The organism is Cellulomonas soli (genome assembly GCF_052036975.1).
GTDB classification, from domain to species: domain Bacteria; phylum Actinomycetota; class Actinomycetes; order Actinomycetales; family Cellulomonadaceae; genus Cellulomonas; species Cellulomonas soli_A.
Window position 1 is genome coordinate 18897 of the sequence record NZ_JBQIAR010000023.1, and the last position, 16350, is coordinate 35246.

17 protein-coding genes are annotated in these 16350 nt (G+C 72.9%); 5 read left to right on the forward strand and 12 right to left on the reverse strand.

Annotated features, from left to right (window positions below; all coding sequences use genetic code 11):
* Positions 1-4: 4 nt before the first annotated feature.
* The 5 genes from ACTHAM_RS17020 to ACTHAM_RS17040 form a co-directional block, all read right to left on the reverse strand.
* Positions 5-436: a MerR family transcriptional regulator gene (locus ACTHAM_RS17020; RefSeq protein ID WP_440689651.1), complete on the reverse strand. Its 432-nt coding sequence runs from the start codon at positions 434-436 to the stop codon at positions 5-7.
* A 29-nt stretch (positions 437-465) separates the two neighbouring features.
* On the reverse strand, positions 466-2154 hold the full coding sequence (locus ACTHAM_RS17025; RefSeq protein ID WP_440689653.1) for a ribonuclease J: 1689 nt from the start codon (positions 2152-2154) through the stop codon (positions 466-468).
* Between the two features lie 137 nt (positions 2155-2291).
* Entirely contained in the window at positions 2292-2534 is a 243-nt protein-coding gene (locus ACTHAM_RS17030) for a thioredoxin family protein (protein ID WP_440689655.1), read from the reverse strand.
* 56 nt (positions 2535-2590) lie between these two features.
* Entirely contained in the window at positions 2591-3646 is a 1056-nt protein-coding gene (locus ACTHAM_RS17035; protein WP_440689657.1) for a permease, read from the reverse strand.
* The gene (locus tag ACTHAM_RS17040) at positions 3643-3981 is read right to left on the reverse strand and encodes an ArsR/SmtB family transcription factor (protein ID WP_440689659.1); all 339 of its coding nucleotides are present in this window, start codon (positions 3979-3981) and stop codon (positions 3643-3645) included. The genes ACTHAM_RS17035 and ACTHAM_RS17040 overlap by 4 nt, the downstream gene beginning before the upstream one ends.
* Before the next feature lie 140 nt (positions 3982-4121).
* On the opposite strand from ACTHAM_RS17040, the gene arsB reads away from it, so the two are divergent.
* The 3 genes from arsB (at position 4122) to ACTHAM_RS17055 (ending at position 6770) form a co-directional block, all read left to right on the forward strand.
* Positions 4122-5243: an ACR3 family arsenite efflux transporter gene (gene arsB / locus ACTHAM_RS17045; protein WP_440689661.1), complete on the forward strand. Its 1122-nt coding sequence runs from the start codon at positions 4122-4124 to the stop codon at positions 5241-5243.
* Positions 5240-6277, forward strand: coding sequence for a metalloregulator ArsR/SmtB family transcription factor (locus ACTHAM_RS17050; RefSeq protein WP_440689663.1), 1038 nt, complete (start codon positions 5240-5242; stop codon positions 6275-6277). Before arsB ends, ACTHAM_RS17050 begins: the two co-directional genes overlap by 4 nt.
* A 64-nt stretch (positions 6278-6341) precedes the next feature.
* Entirely contained in the window at positions 6342-6770 is a 429-nt protein-coding gene (locus ACTHAM_RS17055; protein WP_440689665.1) for an arsenate reductase ArsC, read from the forward strand.
* Positions 6771-6785: 15 nt separating this feature from the next.
* Here the strand turns inward: ACTHAM_RS17055 and ACTHAM_RS17060 are convergent, their stop codons facing one another.
* From ACTHAM_RS17060 to ACTHAM_RS17075, 4 genes are all read right to left on the reverse strand, one after another.
* Positions 6786-7826: a LacI family DNA-binding transcriptional regulator gene (locus tag ACTHAM_RS17060; protein WP_440689681.1), complete on the reverse strand. Its 1041-nt coding sequence runs from the start codon at positions 7824-7826 to the stop codon at positions 6786-6788.
* A 259-nt stretch (positions 7827-8085) separates the two neighbouring features.
* Positions 8086-8184, reverse strand: a complete 99-nt coding sequence (locus ACTHAM_RS17065; protein ID WP_003792170.1) for a 30S ribosomal protein bS22 — start codon at positions 8182-8184, stop codon at positions 8086-8088.
* A 193-nt stretch (positions 8185-8377) separates the two neighbouring features.
* Positions 8378-8605, reverse strand: coding sequence for a helix-turn-helix domain-containing protein (locus ACTHAM_RS17070; RefSeq protein ID WP_440689667.1), 228 nt, complete (start codon positions 8603-8605; stop codon positions 8378-8380).
* A gap of 142 nt (positions 8606-8747) precedes the next feature.
* The gene (locus ACTHAM_RS17075; RefSeq protein WP_440689669.1) at positions 8748-9998 is read right to left on the reverse strand and encodes an acetoin utilization protein AcuC; all 1251 of its coding nucleotides are present in this window, start codon (positions 9996-9998) and stop codon (positions 8748-8750) included.
* Positions 9999-10140: 142 nt separating this feature from the next.
* On the opposite strand from ACTHAM_RS17075, the gene ACTHAM_RS17080 reads away from it, so the two are divergent.
* Positions 10141-11517: a TrkH family potassium uptake protein gene (locus tag ACTHAM_RS17080; RefSeq protein ID WP_440689671.1), complete on the forward strand. Its 1377-nt coding sequence runs from the start codon at positions 10141-10143 to the stop codon at positions 11515-11517.
* A gap of 28 nt (positions 11518-11545) precedes the next feature.
* Positions 11546-12223 carry a potassium channel family protein gene (locus ACTHAM_RS17085; RefSeq protein ID WP_440689683.1) on the forward strand — a complete coding sequence of 226 codons (678 nt, stop codon included), beginning with the start codon at positions 11546-11548 and terminating at the stop codon, positions 12221-12223.
* Between the two features lie 57 nt (positions 12224-12280).
* On the opposite strand, the gene ACTHAM_RS17090 is transcribed toward ACTHAM_RS17085, so the two are convergent.
* From ACTHAM_RS17090 to ACTHAM_RS17100, 3 genes are all read right to left on the reverse strand, one after another.
* The gene (locus ACTHAM_RS17090; RefSeq protein ID WP_440689673.1) at positions 12281-14386 is read right to left on the reverse strand and encodes an MMPL family transporter; all 2106 of its coding nucleotides are present in this window, start codon (positions 14384-14386) and stop codon (positions 12281-12283) included.
* Positions 14387-14476: 90 nt separating this feature from the next.
* Entirely contained in the window at positions 14477-15235 is a 759-nt protein-coding gene (locus ACTHAM_RS17095; RefSeq protein WP_440689675.1) for an LmeA family phospholipid-binding protein, read from the reverse strand.
* A 127-nt stretch (positions 15236-15362) separates the two neighbouring features.
* Positions 15363-16350 (reverse strand): sensor histidine kinase (locus ACTHAM_RS17100; RefSeq protein ID WP_440689677.1); only part of this gene is annotated, 988 nt, incomplete at its 5' end.

Consider the following 16350-nt stretch of genomic DNA (forward strand, 5'->3'; position numbering starts at 1 on the left):
CGCGTCAGGGCCGGTGCCCGGGCAGCTGGGCGTGCCGCTCCAGCGCGGCCCGCAGCAGCGCGGCGAACTCCTCGCCCGCCCGCGCGGTCGCCCTCAGCTCCTCGCACCGCCGGTCGGCCTGCTCCTCGTACTCCCGCAGCCGCGCGACGAGCCCTCGGTGCTCCTCCGCGTCGAGGGGCCCGTCGACGCCGTCGAGCACCTCCAGCAGGTCGCGCATCTCCTCCAGGGAGAAGCCCAACGGCTTCATGCGCCTGACCAGCTGGAGGCGGTCGACGTCGTCGTCCGCGTACTGCCGGAACCCCCCGCGGGACCGGGCCGACGGGACGACGAGGCCGACCTCGTCGTAGTGCCGGATGGTCCGCAGGGACAGGCCGGTGATCTCGGCGACCTCACCGATGTGCCTGCCGTGCGCCCCGACGCCCGTCCTCCCCGCCACCGCCGTCGGCCCTGCCGCTCTCGTGCCGATCAGGCGTCCATGACCAGGGCGACGACGACCGGCTCGCGCGCGGTGCGTCGACGGATGCCGCGCAGGACCGCCCGACGCACCACGTCGTCGAGGTCCGCCGCGTCGGTCTGCCGATCGGCGGGCAGCGCCGCCAGGGCCTTCTCGACCTCCCGGTTCGCGCCCTCGAGCGCCTGCTCGTCGATCAGCGCGCCGCGGGCGATGAACTCCAACGGCTCCGCGAGCCGGTTCGTCGTCGGGTCCAGCAGGGCCAGCACGGTCAGCACCCCGCCGTCCCGCAGCATGCGCCGGTCGCGCAGCGTGTCCTCGGTGGCTCGGCCGACGACGCCGCCCTCGACGTAGATCATGTCGGCGGGCACGGCACCGACGATGGTGGCCTTGCCCTTCTCCAGGTCGATGCTGACGCCGTCGCGGATGACCAGGACGTTCTCGTCGGGCACACCGGCCGCCACGGCCAGGGCGCCGTTGGCGTGCAGGTGCTTGGACTCCCCGTGGTACGGCATCACGTAGCGGGGGCGCACGATGCGGTAGCAGTACGTGAGCTCGCCGGCGCTGGCGTGGCCCGACACGTGCACCTTCGCGTTGCCCTTGTGCACCACCCGGGCGCCACGCTCGGTCAGCTTGTTGATGACCCCGTAGATCGCGGTCTCGTTGCCGGGGATCAGCGAGCTCGCCAGCAGCACGGTGTCGCCCTCGGCCAGTCGGATCTGGTGGTCGCCGTTGGCCATGCGCGACAGCGCCGCCATCGGCTCGCCCTGCGACCCGGTGCAGATCAGCGTGACCTGACCGGCCGGGAGCTTGTCCAGCGCGGAGGCCTCCACGAGCAGCCCGTCGGGCACCCGCAGGTAGCCCAGCTCCTTGGCGATGCCCATGTTGCGGACCATCGAGCGACCCACGAACCCGACCTTGCGGCCGGTGGCGTGCGCGGAGTCCAGGATCTGCTGGATGCGGTGCACGTGGCTGGCGAAGCTGGACACGATGATCCGGCCGGGGGCCGTGGCGAACACCTGCTCGATGGCGGGCGTCAGGTCACGCTCGGACATGGTGAAGCCGGGCACCTCGGCACTGGTCGAGTCGACCAGGAACAGGTCCACGCCCTCGTCGCCGAGCCGCGCGAAGTGCGGCAGGTCCGTGAGCCGGTCGTCGAGCGGGAACTGGTCCATCTTGAAGTCGCCGGTGACCAGCACCATGCCGGCGCGGGTGCGGATCGCCACCGCCAGGCCGTCGGGGATCGAGTGGTTGACCGCGACGAACTCCAGCCCGAACGGGCCGGCTGTGTGCGTGTCACGGGCCTCGACGCGCACGGTCTTCGGGCGGATCTTGTGCTCGGCGAGCTTGGCCGACAGGAACGCCAGCGTCAGCTCGGACCCGATCACCGGGATGTCGGGGCGGTCGCGCAGCAGGTACGGCACACCACCGATGTGGTCCTCGTGCCCGTGGGTGAGCACGATGGCCTCGATGTCGTCGAGGCGGTCCCGGATCGAGGCGAAGTCGGGGATGATCACGTCGACGCCCGGCTGGTGGTCCTCGGGGAACAGCACGCCGCAGTCGACGACGAGCAGCTTGCCGGCGTACTCGAAGACCGTCATGTTGCGGCCGATCTCGCCCAGACCACCCAGCGGGGTGATCCGCAGCGCCCCCTTGCGCAGCGGCTTGGGGGCGGTCAGGCGGCGGTCGTGAACGGTCTGCATGGGTCTCCTGCGTCGAGGTGGGCGAGCCGGTGCGCACGTGACGTGGTCGGGCCCGAGGGCAGCCTGCGCCCTACCCGGACGCGGCCAGCTACCCCAACCCTACCCGCACGTGAGGGTCCGGCCGCTGGTGCGGCCCGTCAGGAGGTCAGCGGCGCCAGGAGCTCGCGGACCTGGGCGGCGGTCGGCACCCGACCGGAGAGGACGACCTTCTCGTCGACGACCAGCCCGGGGGTGGACATGACGCCGTACCCGGCGATCGTGGGGTAGTCGGTGACCTTCTCGAAGGTGGCGTCGAGGCCGAGGCCGGCGGCGGCCTCGCGGGCGGCCTTCTCGAGGTTGGCGCAGTTGGCGCAGCCGGGTCCGAGGATCTTGATGATCATGATGTTCTCCTTCGTGAGGGTGCGGTGCTGGGTGGTGCGGTGCCGGGTGGTGCGGGTCAGACGCCGATGACGGCGTTGAACAGGTAGCCGACGGCGATGATCCCGGCGCCCGTCACGGCCACGAACGCGCCGATCAGCGGGGGCTTGAGGACCCGGCGCAGCAGGATCATCTCGGGCAGGCTGAGCGCGACGACGGCCATCATGAACGCCAGCAGGGTGCCCATCGGCAGGCCCTTGTCGTGCAGGGCCTCGACCAGGGGCAGGACGCCGGCGGCGTTGGAGTACAGCGGGATGCCGATGAGCACGGCCAGCAGCACGGCGAAGGGGTTGCCGGCGCCGGCGTAGCGGGCGAAGAAGTCCTCGGGGGCCCAACCGTGGATGGCGGCGCCGAGACCGATGCCGACGAGCAGGTACGGCCAGATCTTGCGCAGGATCGAGGCGACCTCCTCGATGCCCATCTGGATCCGGTCGTCCCAGGTCAGCCCGGCGCTGGGGTCGACGACCTGCCCGCCGAGGCGGGTCTCGAAGACGAACGGCTCGACCCACCGCTCCATCTTCAGGCGACCGAGCACGTACCCGGCGATGATGGCGATGACCAGGCCGGCCCCGACGTACAGCAGGGTCGGCCCGAGCCCGAACAGGCCGAAGAGCAGGGCGATCGCGACCTCGTTGACCAGCGGGCTGGCGATGAGGAAGCTCATCGTGACGCCCAGCGGCACCCCGGCGGCGACGAACCCGATGAACGCCGGCACGGCGCTGCACGAGCAGAACGGGGTGATCACCCCGAGCCCGGCGGCCATGACGTTGCCGAGGCCTTCGCGGCGGCCGCCGAGCATCGCGCGGGTGCGTTCGACGCTCATGAACGAGCGCAGCACCGTGATGACGAAGATGATGCCGACGAGCAGCAGGGCGATCTTGACGGTGTCGTAGAAGAAGAAGTGGACGCCCGAGCCGAGGCGGCTGTCGGGGTCGAGGCCGATCAGGTCGTACAGCAGCCAGTCCCAGAACGGCCGGTTGAGCTCGTACAGCACGAGCCACACGAGGGCGGCGACAGCCAGCCCGACCCAGCGCCGCGTCGGGGTCCGTGCGCGCAGCCGCTCCGCGACGCTCACGGCGCACCCGCATCGAGCAGGGCGGGCACGGCGGCCGCGCCGGGAAGGGCCGCCGCCATGCGGTCACGTGCGTCGTCGACCAGCGCGTAGTCGACCCAGCGCCCGCGACGGGACGAGGTGACCAGACCGGCCTCGCGCAGCACCTTGAGGTGGTAGCTGAGCAGGTTGCCCGCGACGTCGACGTGCTCCTGCAGGTTGCACACGCAGCGCGGCCGCTCGGCCAGCAGGTGCAGCACCGTCCAGCGCACCGGGTCGGCGACGGCCTGCAGCAGCGCGATGCGCTCCGGCGCCGTCTGCTCGGCCGCTGTCGTCTCAACCACTGTTGCCTCAACCACGATTGAAGCGTCCGCCTGCGCCGTGGCGCACGGACGGGACCTTGGTCACCAGATGTTCATCTCGTCAGGCTTGATCACTGCTTCGAGACTGGTCAACATAGACACATGTCGAAGCAGAGCACCCGGCGTCGAGCCGCCCGATGACCACGCCCGTGCACGCGGCCTCGACGCGCCTGTCCACCCTCGACCGCTGGCTTCCCGTCTGGATCGGGCTGGCCATGGTCGGCGGGCTCGTCCTCGGTCGGTTCGTCCCCGCCCTGTCCGACGCGCTCGGCGCCCTCGAGGTCGGCGGCATCTCGGTGCCGATCGGCCTGGGCCTGCTGGTGATGATGTACCCGGTGCTGGCCAAGGTCCGCTACGACAAGGTCGGCGCGGTCACCGGCGACCGTCGGCTGCTCGTCTCGTCGCTGCTGCTCAACTGGGTCGTCGGACCCGCGCTGATGTTCGTGCTGGCCTGGGCCCTGCTGCCCGACCTGCCCGAGTACCGCACCGGGCTGATCCTGGTGGGCCTGGCCCGCTGCATCGCCATGGTCGTCATCTGGAACGACCTGGCCTGCGGTGACCGCGAGGCCGCGGCCGTGCTCGTGGCGATCAACTCCGTGTTCCAGGTCGTGGCGTTCTCGCTGCTCGGCTGGTTCTACCTGACCGTACTGCCCGGCTGGCTGGGCCTGGACACGCAGGGGCTGGACGTCTCCGTGGGGCAGATCGCCCTCAACGTGCTGGTGTTCCTGGGCGTCCCGCTGGTCGCCGGCTTCGCCTCCCGCGCGATCGGGGAGAAGGCCCGTGGGCGCACCTGGTACGAGGAGCGGTTCGTCCCGCGCATCGGCCCGTGGGCGTTGTACGGGCTGCTGTTCACGATCGTGCTGCTGTTCGCGCTGCAGGGCGACCAGGTGCTGGCCCACCCGCTCGACGTGGTGCGCATCGCGGTGCCGCTGCTGGTCTACTTCGCCGTCATGTGGGGGCTGGGCATGCTGCTCGGCGCGCAGCTGCGGCTCGGGTACGCCCGCTCGACGACGCTGGCGTTCACCGCGGCGGGCAACAACTTCGAGCTCGCGATCGCCGTCGCCATCGGCACGTTCGGCGCCGCGTCCGGGCAGGCCCTGGCGGGCGTGGTCGGACCGCTGATCGAGGTGCCCGTGCTGGTCGGCCTGGTGTACGTCTCGCTGTGGCTGGCCCGCCGATGGCCGCAGACCGCGCCCGACCGGACCGCCCAGCCGGCGCCGCCCGAGCTCGCCGACGCCGAGGAAGGGGCCTCACGATGACGACCGACACCTGTCGGCCCGCCGGGTCACCGGCCGCCCGCGCCATGGGTGAGGACGCCGCCGGGTCGGTGGCGCTCGCCCTCAAGGCCCTGGCCGAACCGCTGCGGCTGCGTGCCCTGTCCCTGCTCGCGACGAGTCCCCAGGGCGAGGCTTGCGTGTGCGACATCGCCGAGCTCGCCGACGTCTCGCTCCCGACCGTCTCCCACCACCTCAAGGTGCTCAAGGACGCCGGCATCGTCACCTCGCAGCGACGCGGCACCTGGGTCTACTACTCCATCACCGCCACCTACACCCCGGCGGTGCGCTCGCTGCTGGAGGCGTTCGCGCCGGCCGTCGTGGACCACGACCTCGCCCGGCTCACCGGCCCCGCGGTGCCGCCGGGCGAGCCGATGGGCGGCCTGGACGCCCTCGACGAGGTCCTCGACCGCGTGAGCGCCACGCTGGCCGGGCAGTTCCCCACACTGGAGCACGCCCGCGTCGAGGACGTGGTGCGCGAGTCCGCCACCGCGCTGGCCCGCACGGCCGGCGTGCGCGCACACCTGGTGGTGCTGACCGAACGGTTCGCGCGCCAGCGCCTGGAGGACCTGGCCAAGACCGCCGGTGCCGGGGCCGAGGCCGCCGACGCCCGACCGCAGGTGCTGTTCGTGTGCGTCGCCAACGCCGGGCGCTCCCAGCTGGCTGCCGGGCTGCTGCACCGCTACGCCGGCGACCGCGTGGTCGTCCGCTCCGCCGGCTCCGTGCCCGCCGCGGACGTGCACCCGCACGTGCGCCCGCTGCTCGACGCGATCGACCCGGGCACCACCGCGTTCCCCAAGCCCCTCACCGACGACGCGGTCCGGGCCGCCGACGTGGTGATCACCATGGGGTGCGGCGACGTGTGCCCGGTGTACCCCGGCATCCGCTACGAGGACTGGCAGGTCGGCGACCCGTCGCTCGCCTCGGCGGAGGGCGCCGCCCTCATCCGGGACGACATCGACGCCCGCGTCCGCGGCCTGCTCGCCGACCTCGTGCCCGACCTCACCCTGCCTGCCTGACGCCCCACCTGCCCGACAGCCGCCTCACACCCGACCTCACACCCGTTACCCCGAGGAGCACCCCATGAGCGCCACCACCGACCGCAAGCCCAGCGTCCTGTTCGTCTGCGTGCACAACGCCGGCCGGTCGCAGATGGCCGCCGGGTTCCTCACCGCGCTGTCCGGCGGCGCCGTCGAGGTCCGCTCGGCCGGATCGATGCCCGCCGAGATGATCAACCCCTCGGCCGTCGAGGCGATGCTCGAGGTGGGCATCGACATCCGCGCCGAGAAGCCCAAGGTGCTGACCACCGAGGCCGTCAAGGACTCCGACGTGGTGGTCACCATGGGCTGCGGCGACACGTGCCCGTACTTCCCCGGCAAGCGCTACGAGGACTGGGTCCTGGAGGACCCGGCCGGCCAGGGCGTCGAGGCCGTGCGCCCCATCCGCGACGAGATCCGCACGCGCATCCTGGGGCTGCTCGCCGAGCTCGGCGTCACCCCCGTGGTCGGCTGAACGAGCCGAGCGACCTCAGGCGACGGGCAGCGCCGCCAGCTCCCGGTCGAGGGCCTGCTCGCCCAGCGTCGACTCGCGGCCGACGATGGTGAAGTCGGCGACGACCCGCTGGAACGGGCGGTCCGGGTCGGGGTCGGCGATGCGGGCGAGCAGCAGGTCGACGGCCGTCGCGGCGATCTGCTCGCGACCGGGCGCCACCGTGGACAGCGTCGGCGTGGCGTACGCCGTCTCCTCGATGTCGTCGAAACCGATGACGGCGACCGACCCGGGCACCTCGACCCGCCGGGCGTGCAACGCGTGCAGCGCACCGAGCGCGAGCGCGTCGTTCAGACCGAAGACGGCGTCGATCTCGACGCCCTGATCGAGCAGCCGGTGCATGGCCTCGGCGCCCGTCGCACGGTGCCAGAGGCCGGCCTCGGCGATCAGCGCCGGGTCGAACGGCACACCGGCCTCGGTGAGCGCCTGGCGGTAGCCCTGCACGCGCAGCGCGGCGGACCCGACGGCCTCCCCCTCGTGCGCACCGATCACCGCGATCCGGCGGCGGCCGAGCTCGAGCAGGTGGGCGGTCGCCGCACGTGCCGCCTCGACGTTGTTCATGGTGACGTGGTCGGCCGGCCCGCCGAAGATCCGCTCACCCAGCAGCACCATCGGGAAGTCGACCTGCAGCGCGGCGTGGTCCTGCGGGCCCAGGGCCAGCGGGGAGAAGATCAGCCCGTCGGTCAGGTGCCGGCGCTGGCTGGAGAGCACCTCGAGCTCACGCTCGCGGACCGACCCGGTCTGCTCGATCAGCACCGTCACACCGCGGGCCTCGGCCGCCCGGATCACCGAGTCGGCCAGCTCCGCGAAGTACGGCAGCGACAGCTCGGGGACGGCCAGCCCGATCAGGTCGGTGCGCCCGCGCCTCAGGTTCCGCGCCGAGACGTTGACCTGGTAGCCGAGGTCGGCGATGGCCTGCTCGACCTTCTCGCGGGTGGCGGGACGGATGTACTGGTAGCCGTTGACGACGTTCGAGACGGTCTTGATGGACACGCCCGCGCGCGCCGCGACCTCGTGCATCGTCACGGCGCCGGTGCGTCGGGTGCTCACGTCCTGCCTCCTCGTGCGGCCGCCCCTGCGACCGTCGGCAACCCTGCGTCAGGGTCGCAGATCACCGCTGGCCAGTCGACGCACCGGTGCGTCGATCTGCGGCATCGGTGCCATCAGGTCGACACGACGAGAGTACATCGTTGTACTCGAGTTGGGGAGGACGACGCGTCCGGCACAGACACGTCAGGCCCGGGACGCGATGCCCGGGCCTGACGAGGAGCAGATCAGCTCACTTCTTGTTGCGACGCTGGTGACGCGTCTTGCGCAGCAGCTTGCGGTGCTTCTTCTTGGCCATCCGCTTGCGGCGCTTCTTGATGACGGAGCCCATGGGTCCTGCCTCACTTCCGGTGGCGGCCCGAACGGGCCGTGCTGATGGTCGATCGACGCGCGGTGCGGTCGAGTCGCCCACGCACGGGAAAGTCCGAGGCTCTACCTTACGCGATCGGAGGCCCCCGGCGCGACGCGCCCGATATCACGCCGGGCGCGCAGCACCGACACGCAGGTCACCGGCGCGCACGACGTCAGGACGAGAGCCGCCCGCGCCCCTCGTCGGACTCGTGCTCCACGGTCGTGGCGGTGCGCAGGTAGTGGTCCAGGGCGTCCTGCGGAACCCGGAACGAGCGACCCACCCGCACACCCGGCAGCTCACCGGAGTGCAACAACCGGTACACGGTCATCTTCGAGACCCGCATGATGTCCGCGACCTCGAGCACAGTGAGGAACCGCACCCGACCCGGCTGCTCGCTCATCGACTCTGCTCTTCTTCCGGGGGTCACGCGAGGCTCTCGCGGTGGGCTTCCTGGTGCCGCACCACCCTAGTGGCGCGTGTGACAGGTGTGAAAGCGGTGAACCCCCGGGACAGCAGGGATCACCCGATCGGCGCCCCGGGGCTCAGTCGTGCTCAGGGTCGAGGCCCAGCAACGGGAACACCGCCGCACGCGTGGCCCGGACGGCGCGGTCCACGTCGTCGGACGGGTCGTAGCCGGCCGACCACGGCCGGAACCGCACCGCCGGGCCGTCCGACATCGACACCGCGCCGGGCCTGCCGTACCGGTCCCTGACCATCGACCGCCACCGCTCGGGTACCGGGGTCGCCGGATCCACCGGACGGTGGGTGGCGATGCCGATCAGGTGCGCCCACACCCGCGGCACCACGTCGAGCACCGCGTAGCCGCCCCCGCCCAACGCGACCCACCGACCCCCCGCCAGCTCGTGCGCCAGCTCGTGCAGCCGCTGCGCCGCCGACCGCTGGGCGTCCACCGACACGCGCAGGTTCGCCAACGGGTCCTGCGGGTGGGCGTCGCAGCCGTGCTGCGTGATCAGCACCTCGGGCTCGAACGCCCGCAGCACCGCCGGCACCACCGCGTCGAACGCCCGCAACCACCCGGCGTCGTCCGTCCCCGAGGGCAGCGCCACGTTCACCGCACCGCCCGGCGCGCCCACGCCACCCGTCTCACGCGCGTGGCCCGTGCCCGGGAAGAGCATGTGGCCCGTCTCGTGCAGCGACACCGTGAGCACCCGCGGGTCGTCCCAGAACACCGCCTGCACGCCGTCACCGTGGTGGGCGTCGACATCGACGTACGCCACCCGCTGCGCACCCTCGGCCAGCAGACGCCGGATCGCCACCCCGGCGTCGTTGTAGACGCAGAAGCCCGACGCGGCGCCCGGCATCGCGTGGTGCAGCCCACCCGTGACGTTCACCGCGTGCACCGCACGGCCCTGCCACACCGCCAGCGCCGCCTCGAGCGTGCCCTGCACGACACGCGCCGCCGCCTCGTGCATGTCGCCGAACACGGGGTCGTCCTCGGTACCCAGGCCGCGGGCGGGGTCGCGCGTGCCGTGCTCCGCGGCCGCGTGCACCGCCGCGACGTAGCCGGCCTCGTGGACCGTGGCCAGCAGCTCGTCGGACGCCGGCCCCGCACCGACCAGCTCCAGGTCGGGGTGGTCGAGCAGGCCGAGGTCCTCCGCGAGCCGGATGGTCAGCTCGAGCCGCTCGGAGGTCATCGGGTGGCCGTGCCCGAAGTCGTAGCCGAGCAGCTCGGGCGACCACACGATGCGCACCGGCAGCCCGTCAGGCTCGTCCGCGGCCCCGGTTGCGGGCAGGTCGGCCGCCCCGTCGCCCGCTGCCGTGGCCTGCCCCATGGTCACACCGTCGCACCGAGGCGCCGGTCGTGTCGATCCGGCGGCCCTGTCCGTGCCACAGTGTTCCCCGCGCGTCGAGGGCTGCGTCCCTGGTCCACGCGCGGACGCACCGCAGCAGCGGCACTCACGGCACGGAGGTGGCATGGCACTGGCAGGTGCCGGCATGCTCCGGCGTGTACGCGAGTACGTCGACCACTCGGCTCGGCAGTCCCCCGCCCGACTGGCCCTGGGCGTGTTCGCCTCGGTCATCGCGCTGGTCACCCTGCTGCTGTCCGCACCGTGGGCCACCGTGCACGGCGGGCGGGCGCCGTTCGTCGACGCGTTCTTCACCGCGACGTCCGCCACCACCGTCACCGGGCTCGTCGTGGTGCCCACCGGCGAGTACTGGTCCACGTGGGGGCTGGTCGTCATCCTCGTGGCCATCAAGGTCGGCGGCCTCGGGGTCATGACCCTGGCCTCGCTGCTCGGCATGGCCGTCTCCCGGCGCATCGGGCTCACCGGGCGGCTCCTGGTGGCCTCGGAGTCCAAGGTGACGCGGCTCGGTGAGGTCGGCTCGCTGGTGCGGACCGTCATCGTGACGTCCACCGCACTCGAGGTGACGATCGCCCTGGTGCTGCTCCCCCGGTTCCACATGTACGACGAGAGCTGGGGCCAGTCCGCGTGGCACGCGGTGTTCTACGCGGTCTCGGCGTTCAACAACGCCGGGTTCGTGCCCACCCCCGAGGGCCTGGCACCGTTCGTGTCCGACTGGTGGGTGCTGCTGCCGATCATCCTCGGCGTGTTCATCGGCTCCCTCGGGTTCCCGGTGATCCTCAACATCGCCTCGCACCTGCGCACCCCGCGCCGGTGGAACCTGCACACCAAGCTGACCCTGGTCACCAGCTCGGTGCTCGTCGTGGGCGGGTCGCTGCTGGTGGCCGCGTTCGAGTGGACGAACCCTGCGACGTTCAAGCCGCTGGACGCGCCGGCCACGTTCCTCGCGTCGCTGTTCGCCGGAGTCATGCCCCGCTCCGGCGGGTTCTCCACGGTCGACGTCGGGCAGATGCACGAAGGCACGTGGCTGCTCAACGACGCCCTCATGTTCGTCGGCGGCGGTTCGGCGTCCACCGCCGGCGGCATCAAGGTCACCACCCTGGCCGTCATGCTGCTGGCGATCATCGCCGAGGCCCGAGGCGACCGCGACGTCGAGGCGTACGGGCGGCGCATCTCCCGCGACACCCTGCAGGTCGCCATCGCCGTCTCTCTCGTGTCGGCCACGATCGTGCTGGTCGCCTCGCTGCTGCTGCTGGCCATGACGGGCCTGTCGCTCGACCGCGTGCTGTTCGAGGTCATCTCCGCGTTCGCTACGTGCGGGCTGACCACCGGCATCACCCCTGACCTGCCCGACGGTGCCAAGTACGTGCTCGCCGTGCTCATGTTCATCGGCCGGACCGGCACGATGACCCTTGCGGCGGCGCTCGCGCTGCGCAACCGTCGTCGTGTCATCCGGCTCCCCGAAGAGAGGCCGATCATTGGCTGACAACCCGTCCGAAGCCCTCGACGCACGCCTGCGCGCAGGGCAGTCGAAGTCGTCGAAGAATGACGCAGGCGTGCTCGTCATCGGGCTCGGCCGATTCGGCTCCGCGATCGCGCACACCCTCGAACGCCTCGGGCAGGACGTGCTGGCCGTCGAACGCAACCCGGAGATCGTCGCGCAGTGGGCCGGCCGTGTGCCGCTCGTCGAGGCCGACTGCACGAACCCGGAGGCCCTCGAACAGCTCGGCGCCCGCGACTTCCCGGTCGCGGTCGTCGGCGTCGGCTCCTACCTCGAGGCGTCCGTGCTCATCACGGGCAACCTGGTCGACATGGGCATCCCGCAGATCTGGGCCAAGGCGATCAGCCCCGAGCACTCGCGGATCCTGCAGCGCATCGGCGCGCACCACGTGATCCTGCCCGAGTCCGACGCAGGCAACCGGGTCGCGCACCTGGTCTCCGGCAAGCTGCTCGACTACATCGAGGTCGAGGACGGGTTCACCATCGTCAAGATGCGCCCGCCGAAGGAGACGCAGGGGTTCACCCTGGGGCAGTCGCGGCTGCGCTCGCGGTACGGGGTCACGGTCATCGGCGTGAAGTCGCCGGGCCTGGACTTCCAGTACGCGACGCCCGAGACCCGCATCTCGGCCAACGACATCATCGTGGTCTCGGGGCACGCCGACCTGCTCGAACGGTTCGCTTCGCGCCCCTGACCCGGCCCCTGCCGTGCCCGGTCCGTCGCCCTGCCAGGGTAGGACCGGGCACGACCCTCACAGCTCCACGTGCGGCACGCGAGCGCCCAGGCGCGCCGGGAACCACCACGCCCGCTCGCCCATGCGCGCCATCACGGCGGGGCCGAGCACGACCCGCACCAGCGTCGCGTCGACCAGCACCGCGACGGCGAGCCCCACGCCGAACATCTTGACCAGCGGGTCGTCGACCATGACGAACGAGGCGAAGACCGCGAACATGACGACCGCTGCCGCGGTGATCACGCGGGCCGTGGCCCCCACGCCCTGCACGATCGCCTCCCGCGCGTCGACGCCGCGACTGCGTGCCTCCTGCACGGCCGACAGCAGGAACACCTCGTAGTCCATGGACAGCCCGAACAGCACGGCGAACAGCATCATCGGCACGTGGCTCTCGATGGTCACCGGGCCGTCGAGCCCCAGCAGCTGCGCACCCCACCCCCACTGGAACACCGCGACGACCACCCCGTACGCGGCAGCCACCGACACGAGGTCCATCAGGGCGGCCTTCAGCGGCACCAGCAGCGACCGGAACGCGACGACCAGCAGCAGCGCCGCCACCAGCACCGTGCCGAGCACCAGCCAGGGCAGCCGGTCGGCGATCCGCTCCGACAGGTCGGCGGTGGTCGCGCTGAGGCCACCGACGTGCACCTCGGCCCCCGCGGGCGGCTGGATCGCACGGAGGTCGGCCAGCACCACCGGGCGCTGGTCGGAGCCGGCCTCCTGCGTGGTGATCACGGTCGCCCGGGCGGCGGTGCCCGTCGGGTCGAGCCGCAGCGCACCGACCTGCTGCACTCCGTCGACGGCGGCGGCCTCGGCGGCCACGGCCACCAGTCGCGGGTCGTCAGGCGCCGTCGCGGCCGGGTCGAGGGCCACGGCCAGGGTCAGCGGGGACGACGCACCGGCACCGCGGTGCTCCACGGTGAGGTCGTACGCGGTGCGGCGCTCGGTGCCCACGGGACGGTCACCGTCGGAGCCTTCGCCGAGCTGCAGGTCGAGCGCGGGTGCCGCGAGCCCGCCCAGCACGATGGCGCACACGACACCCCACCGCACGGGTCGCGACGTCACACGGCGCGCGAACCGCGCCCAGCCGGACCTGCCCGGGTCCTCGGTGCCGGTCGCCCCGCGCGGCAGCACGCGTGGCCCGGCGAGGGCCAGCAGGGCCGGGGTCAGCATCAGCGAGGCGAGCAGCACGACGAGCACGACGACCGCCGTGCCCAGCCCGAGCCAGGTGACGAAGTCGACCCCGGTGACCGCGAGCGCGCACACGGCGAGCGCCACGGTGATCCCGGCGAACGCGACCGCTCGACCCGTGGTGCGCGCGGTCGTCCTGGCCAGCGACTCCCGGGTCGCGTCACCGGGCGCCTCGGCGAGCACCGTGCGGTGCCGGGCGACCTGGAAGAGCGCGTAGTCGATGCCGACGCCCAGCCCGATCATGGTCGCGAGCGTCGGCGCGACCTCGGGTACGGCGACGGCGTGGCCGAGCAGGTGCAGCACCCCGAGCCCGGCCGCGACCGAGAGCAGGGCGTTGACCAGCGGGATCGCCGCTGCGACCAGGGAGCGCAGGGTGAGCAGCAGCACGACGACCGCGACGGCGACACCGATCAGCTCGCTGGTGCGTGTCCCGCCAGGCGGTTCGACCTCGCGGACCAACGGGGCGCCGACGCCGACGTCGAGCCCGGCCGTGCGGGCGTCGTCCACGGCAGCCCGCAACGCCACGCCGTCGACCGTGACCGCGGCGTCGGTGCGCACGTCGAGCACGACCGCGCGACCGTCGGGGGTGGTCACGACAGGGTCGGTGGTGAGCGGGTCGTCCACGGCCAGCACGCCGTCCACCGCGCGGAGCCCGGCGACGAGCTCACCGACCGCGGCACGCTGCTCGACGACGGGGCCGTCGCTGGCGACGAGCACCGTGGAGGTCACCGTCGCCTCGTCCTCGTCGGCGTCGAACGCCGAGAGCACCTCGGTGGCGGCCGCGGAGTCCGAGCCGGGGACGGCGACGACCTGGTCGAGCCCGGGGCCCGCCCACCGGACCGCGACGGTCAGGCCGACGGCGAGCAGGACCCAGGTGGCCACGACGAGGATCGGGTGGCGGGCGCTGAGACGGGCAAGGGCGTGCACGGGCACGGTGGACCTCCGGGAGGCGGGTCGTCGGGTGGGCAGGTCGAGGCGGGTCGAGGACGGGACGGCGGTGGGGTCGAGGCGGGGTCGTCGGGTTCAGCCGCGGTCCGACGTCGTCTGCTGCGCCTCGAGCACGAGGCGGTCGCCGACGACCGCAGCCGAGGTGAGCGTGAGGTCGCCGGGCAGGTCGGGCGTCAGGGTGCGGGTCTCGGCGAGCGCGGCCAGCGGACCGTCCGTGCCGGCAACGGCGGAGACGTCGAGCACGAGCCCCGCGACCGTGACGGCGGCGGGACGCAGCTGCAGGGCACCGTCGGCCGCCGAGACGACGACCGCCACCTCGACGGGAAGGCTGATCCCGCGGCGTGCGACCTGCGCCTGGGCGACGAGCATCCCGTCGCGGACCGACCAGGTGGCATCGCCGAACGGGCCGGGTGCCGCCGACGGGTCCGACTCGTCGAGTACCTGCTCGACGAGCCCGGCCAGGCCCTCACCCGGCACGGTGACACGGACGCTCGTGCGGGCGGCCGCCGGTGTGCCGTGCAGCTGCAGGTCGGCCAGGTGCACCTCGACGCCCACGGGCACCCCCTGCCAGGTCACCTGGTCGGCACCGACGGTCACCGACCGCACCCGGCCGACCACGAGCCATGGCAGCACCGGCCACGGCCCGAACCCGACGTGCAGGTCGGACACCTCCTGCCCGGACAGCACGGAGGACCTCTCGACGGCGGAGGCCACCCGGGCGCCGACGACCGCCCGGGCGAGCAGCTCGGCGACGACCAGGACGACCACCACGGCCACCACGGCCGCACCGGCGAGCAGCCGCGCCGGGCGCCGCGTGGATCTCGTGCTGTGCATGGAGCCTCCGCGACCTCGTCGAGGTCACCCGGTGCGACCTGCCGACCGCAGTCCACCGGGCGCACCTGGGCCGGGACCCCCGGGATGCTGCCGTCCGCCGGTCAGGAGCCTGACGATCTCCTGACGGTCAGGCCGAGGGCAGCGTGACCCGCACGTGCGTACCGCGGTCGATCGCCAGCAGCTCGACGCTCCCGTGGTGGGCGGCGACGACGGCCCGCACCACCGCCAGCCCCAGCCCCGACCCGCTGCTGGCGGCGTCGCCACGGGCGAACCGGTCGAAGACGCGTCCGCGCACCTCGGCGGGGATGCCGGGCCCGTCGTCGACGACGTCGAGCAGCACGGCACCGTCGGCAGCCCGGACCCGGACCCGGACCGCCGTGCCGGGCGGGGTGTGCCGCACGGCGTTGCCGACCAGGTTGTGCACCACCTGCAGCAGCCGTTCACGGTCGCCGGTCACCGGTGCGGGCACCGTGTCGACCTGCACGTCGGCGTCGGGGGCCACGACGAGCAGGTCGTCGGCGACCTCCTGCACCACCGAGGCCAGGTCGACCCGGTCGTGGCGCAGCGGGACGTCCTCGTCGAGGCGGGCCAGCAAGGCCATCTGGTCGACCAGGTGACGCATCCGGGTGGTCTCCGCCTCGACCCGCACCATGGCCCGGTCGAGCCGGTCGCCGTCGAGGCCGCCCTGCAGGTACAGGTCGGCCCAGCCGTGCACGATCGTCAGCGGTGTGCGCAGCTCGTGGGAGGCGTCCTGCACGAATGCCCGCACGCGGTCCTCGGCCTCGGTGCGGCGGCGCAGCGCGTCCTGCAGGGCGACGGCCAGCTCGTGCGTCTCCAGGTCGGGCTGGTCGACGGGCAGGCGCGCGCCGGGCACACGGTCGGCCACCGACCGTGCCGCGGCTGCCAGGGCACGCACGGGTGCCAGCCCGCGGTGCACCACAGCGGCCGCCAGGGCGCTGACCAGGGCCAGCAGCACCAGCCCGGCGACGGCCTCCACGGCCATCAGCCGGGCCACGACCTCCCGGTCCTGCGTGACGTCCACCGCGACGAGCACCCGGTCCACCGCGACCTCCCCGCCGCCACCGGCCGGGTCGAGGCGGAAGGTCAGCCCGGGG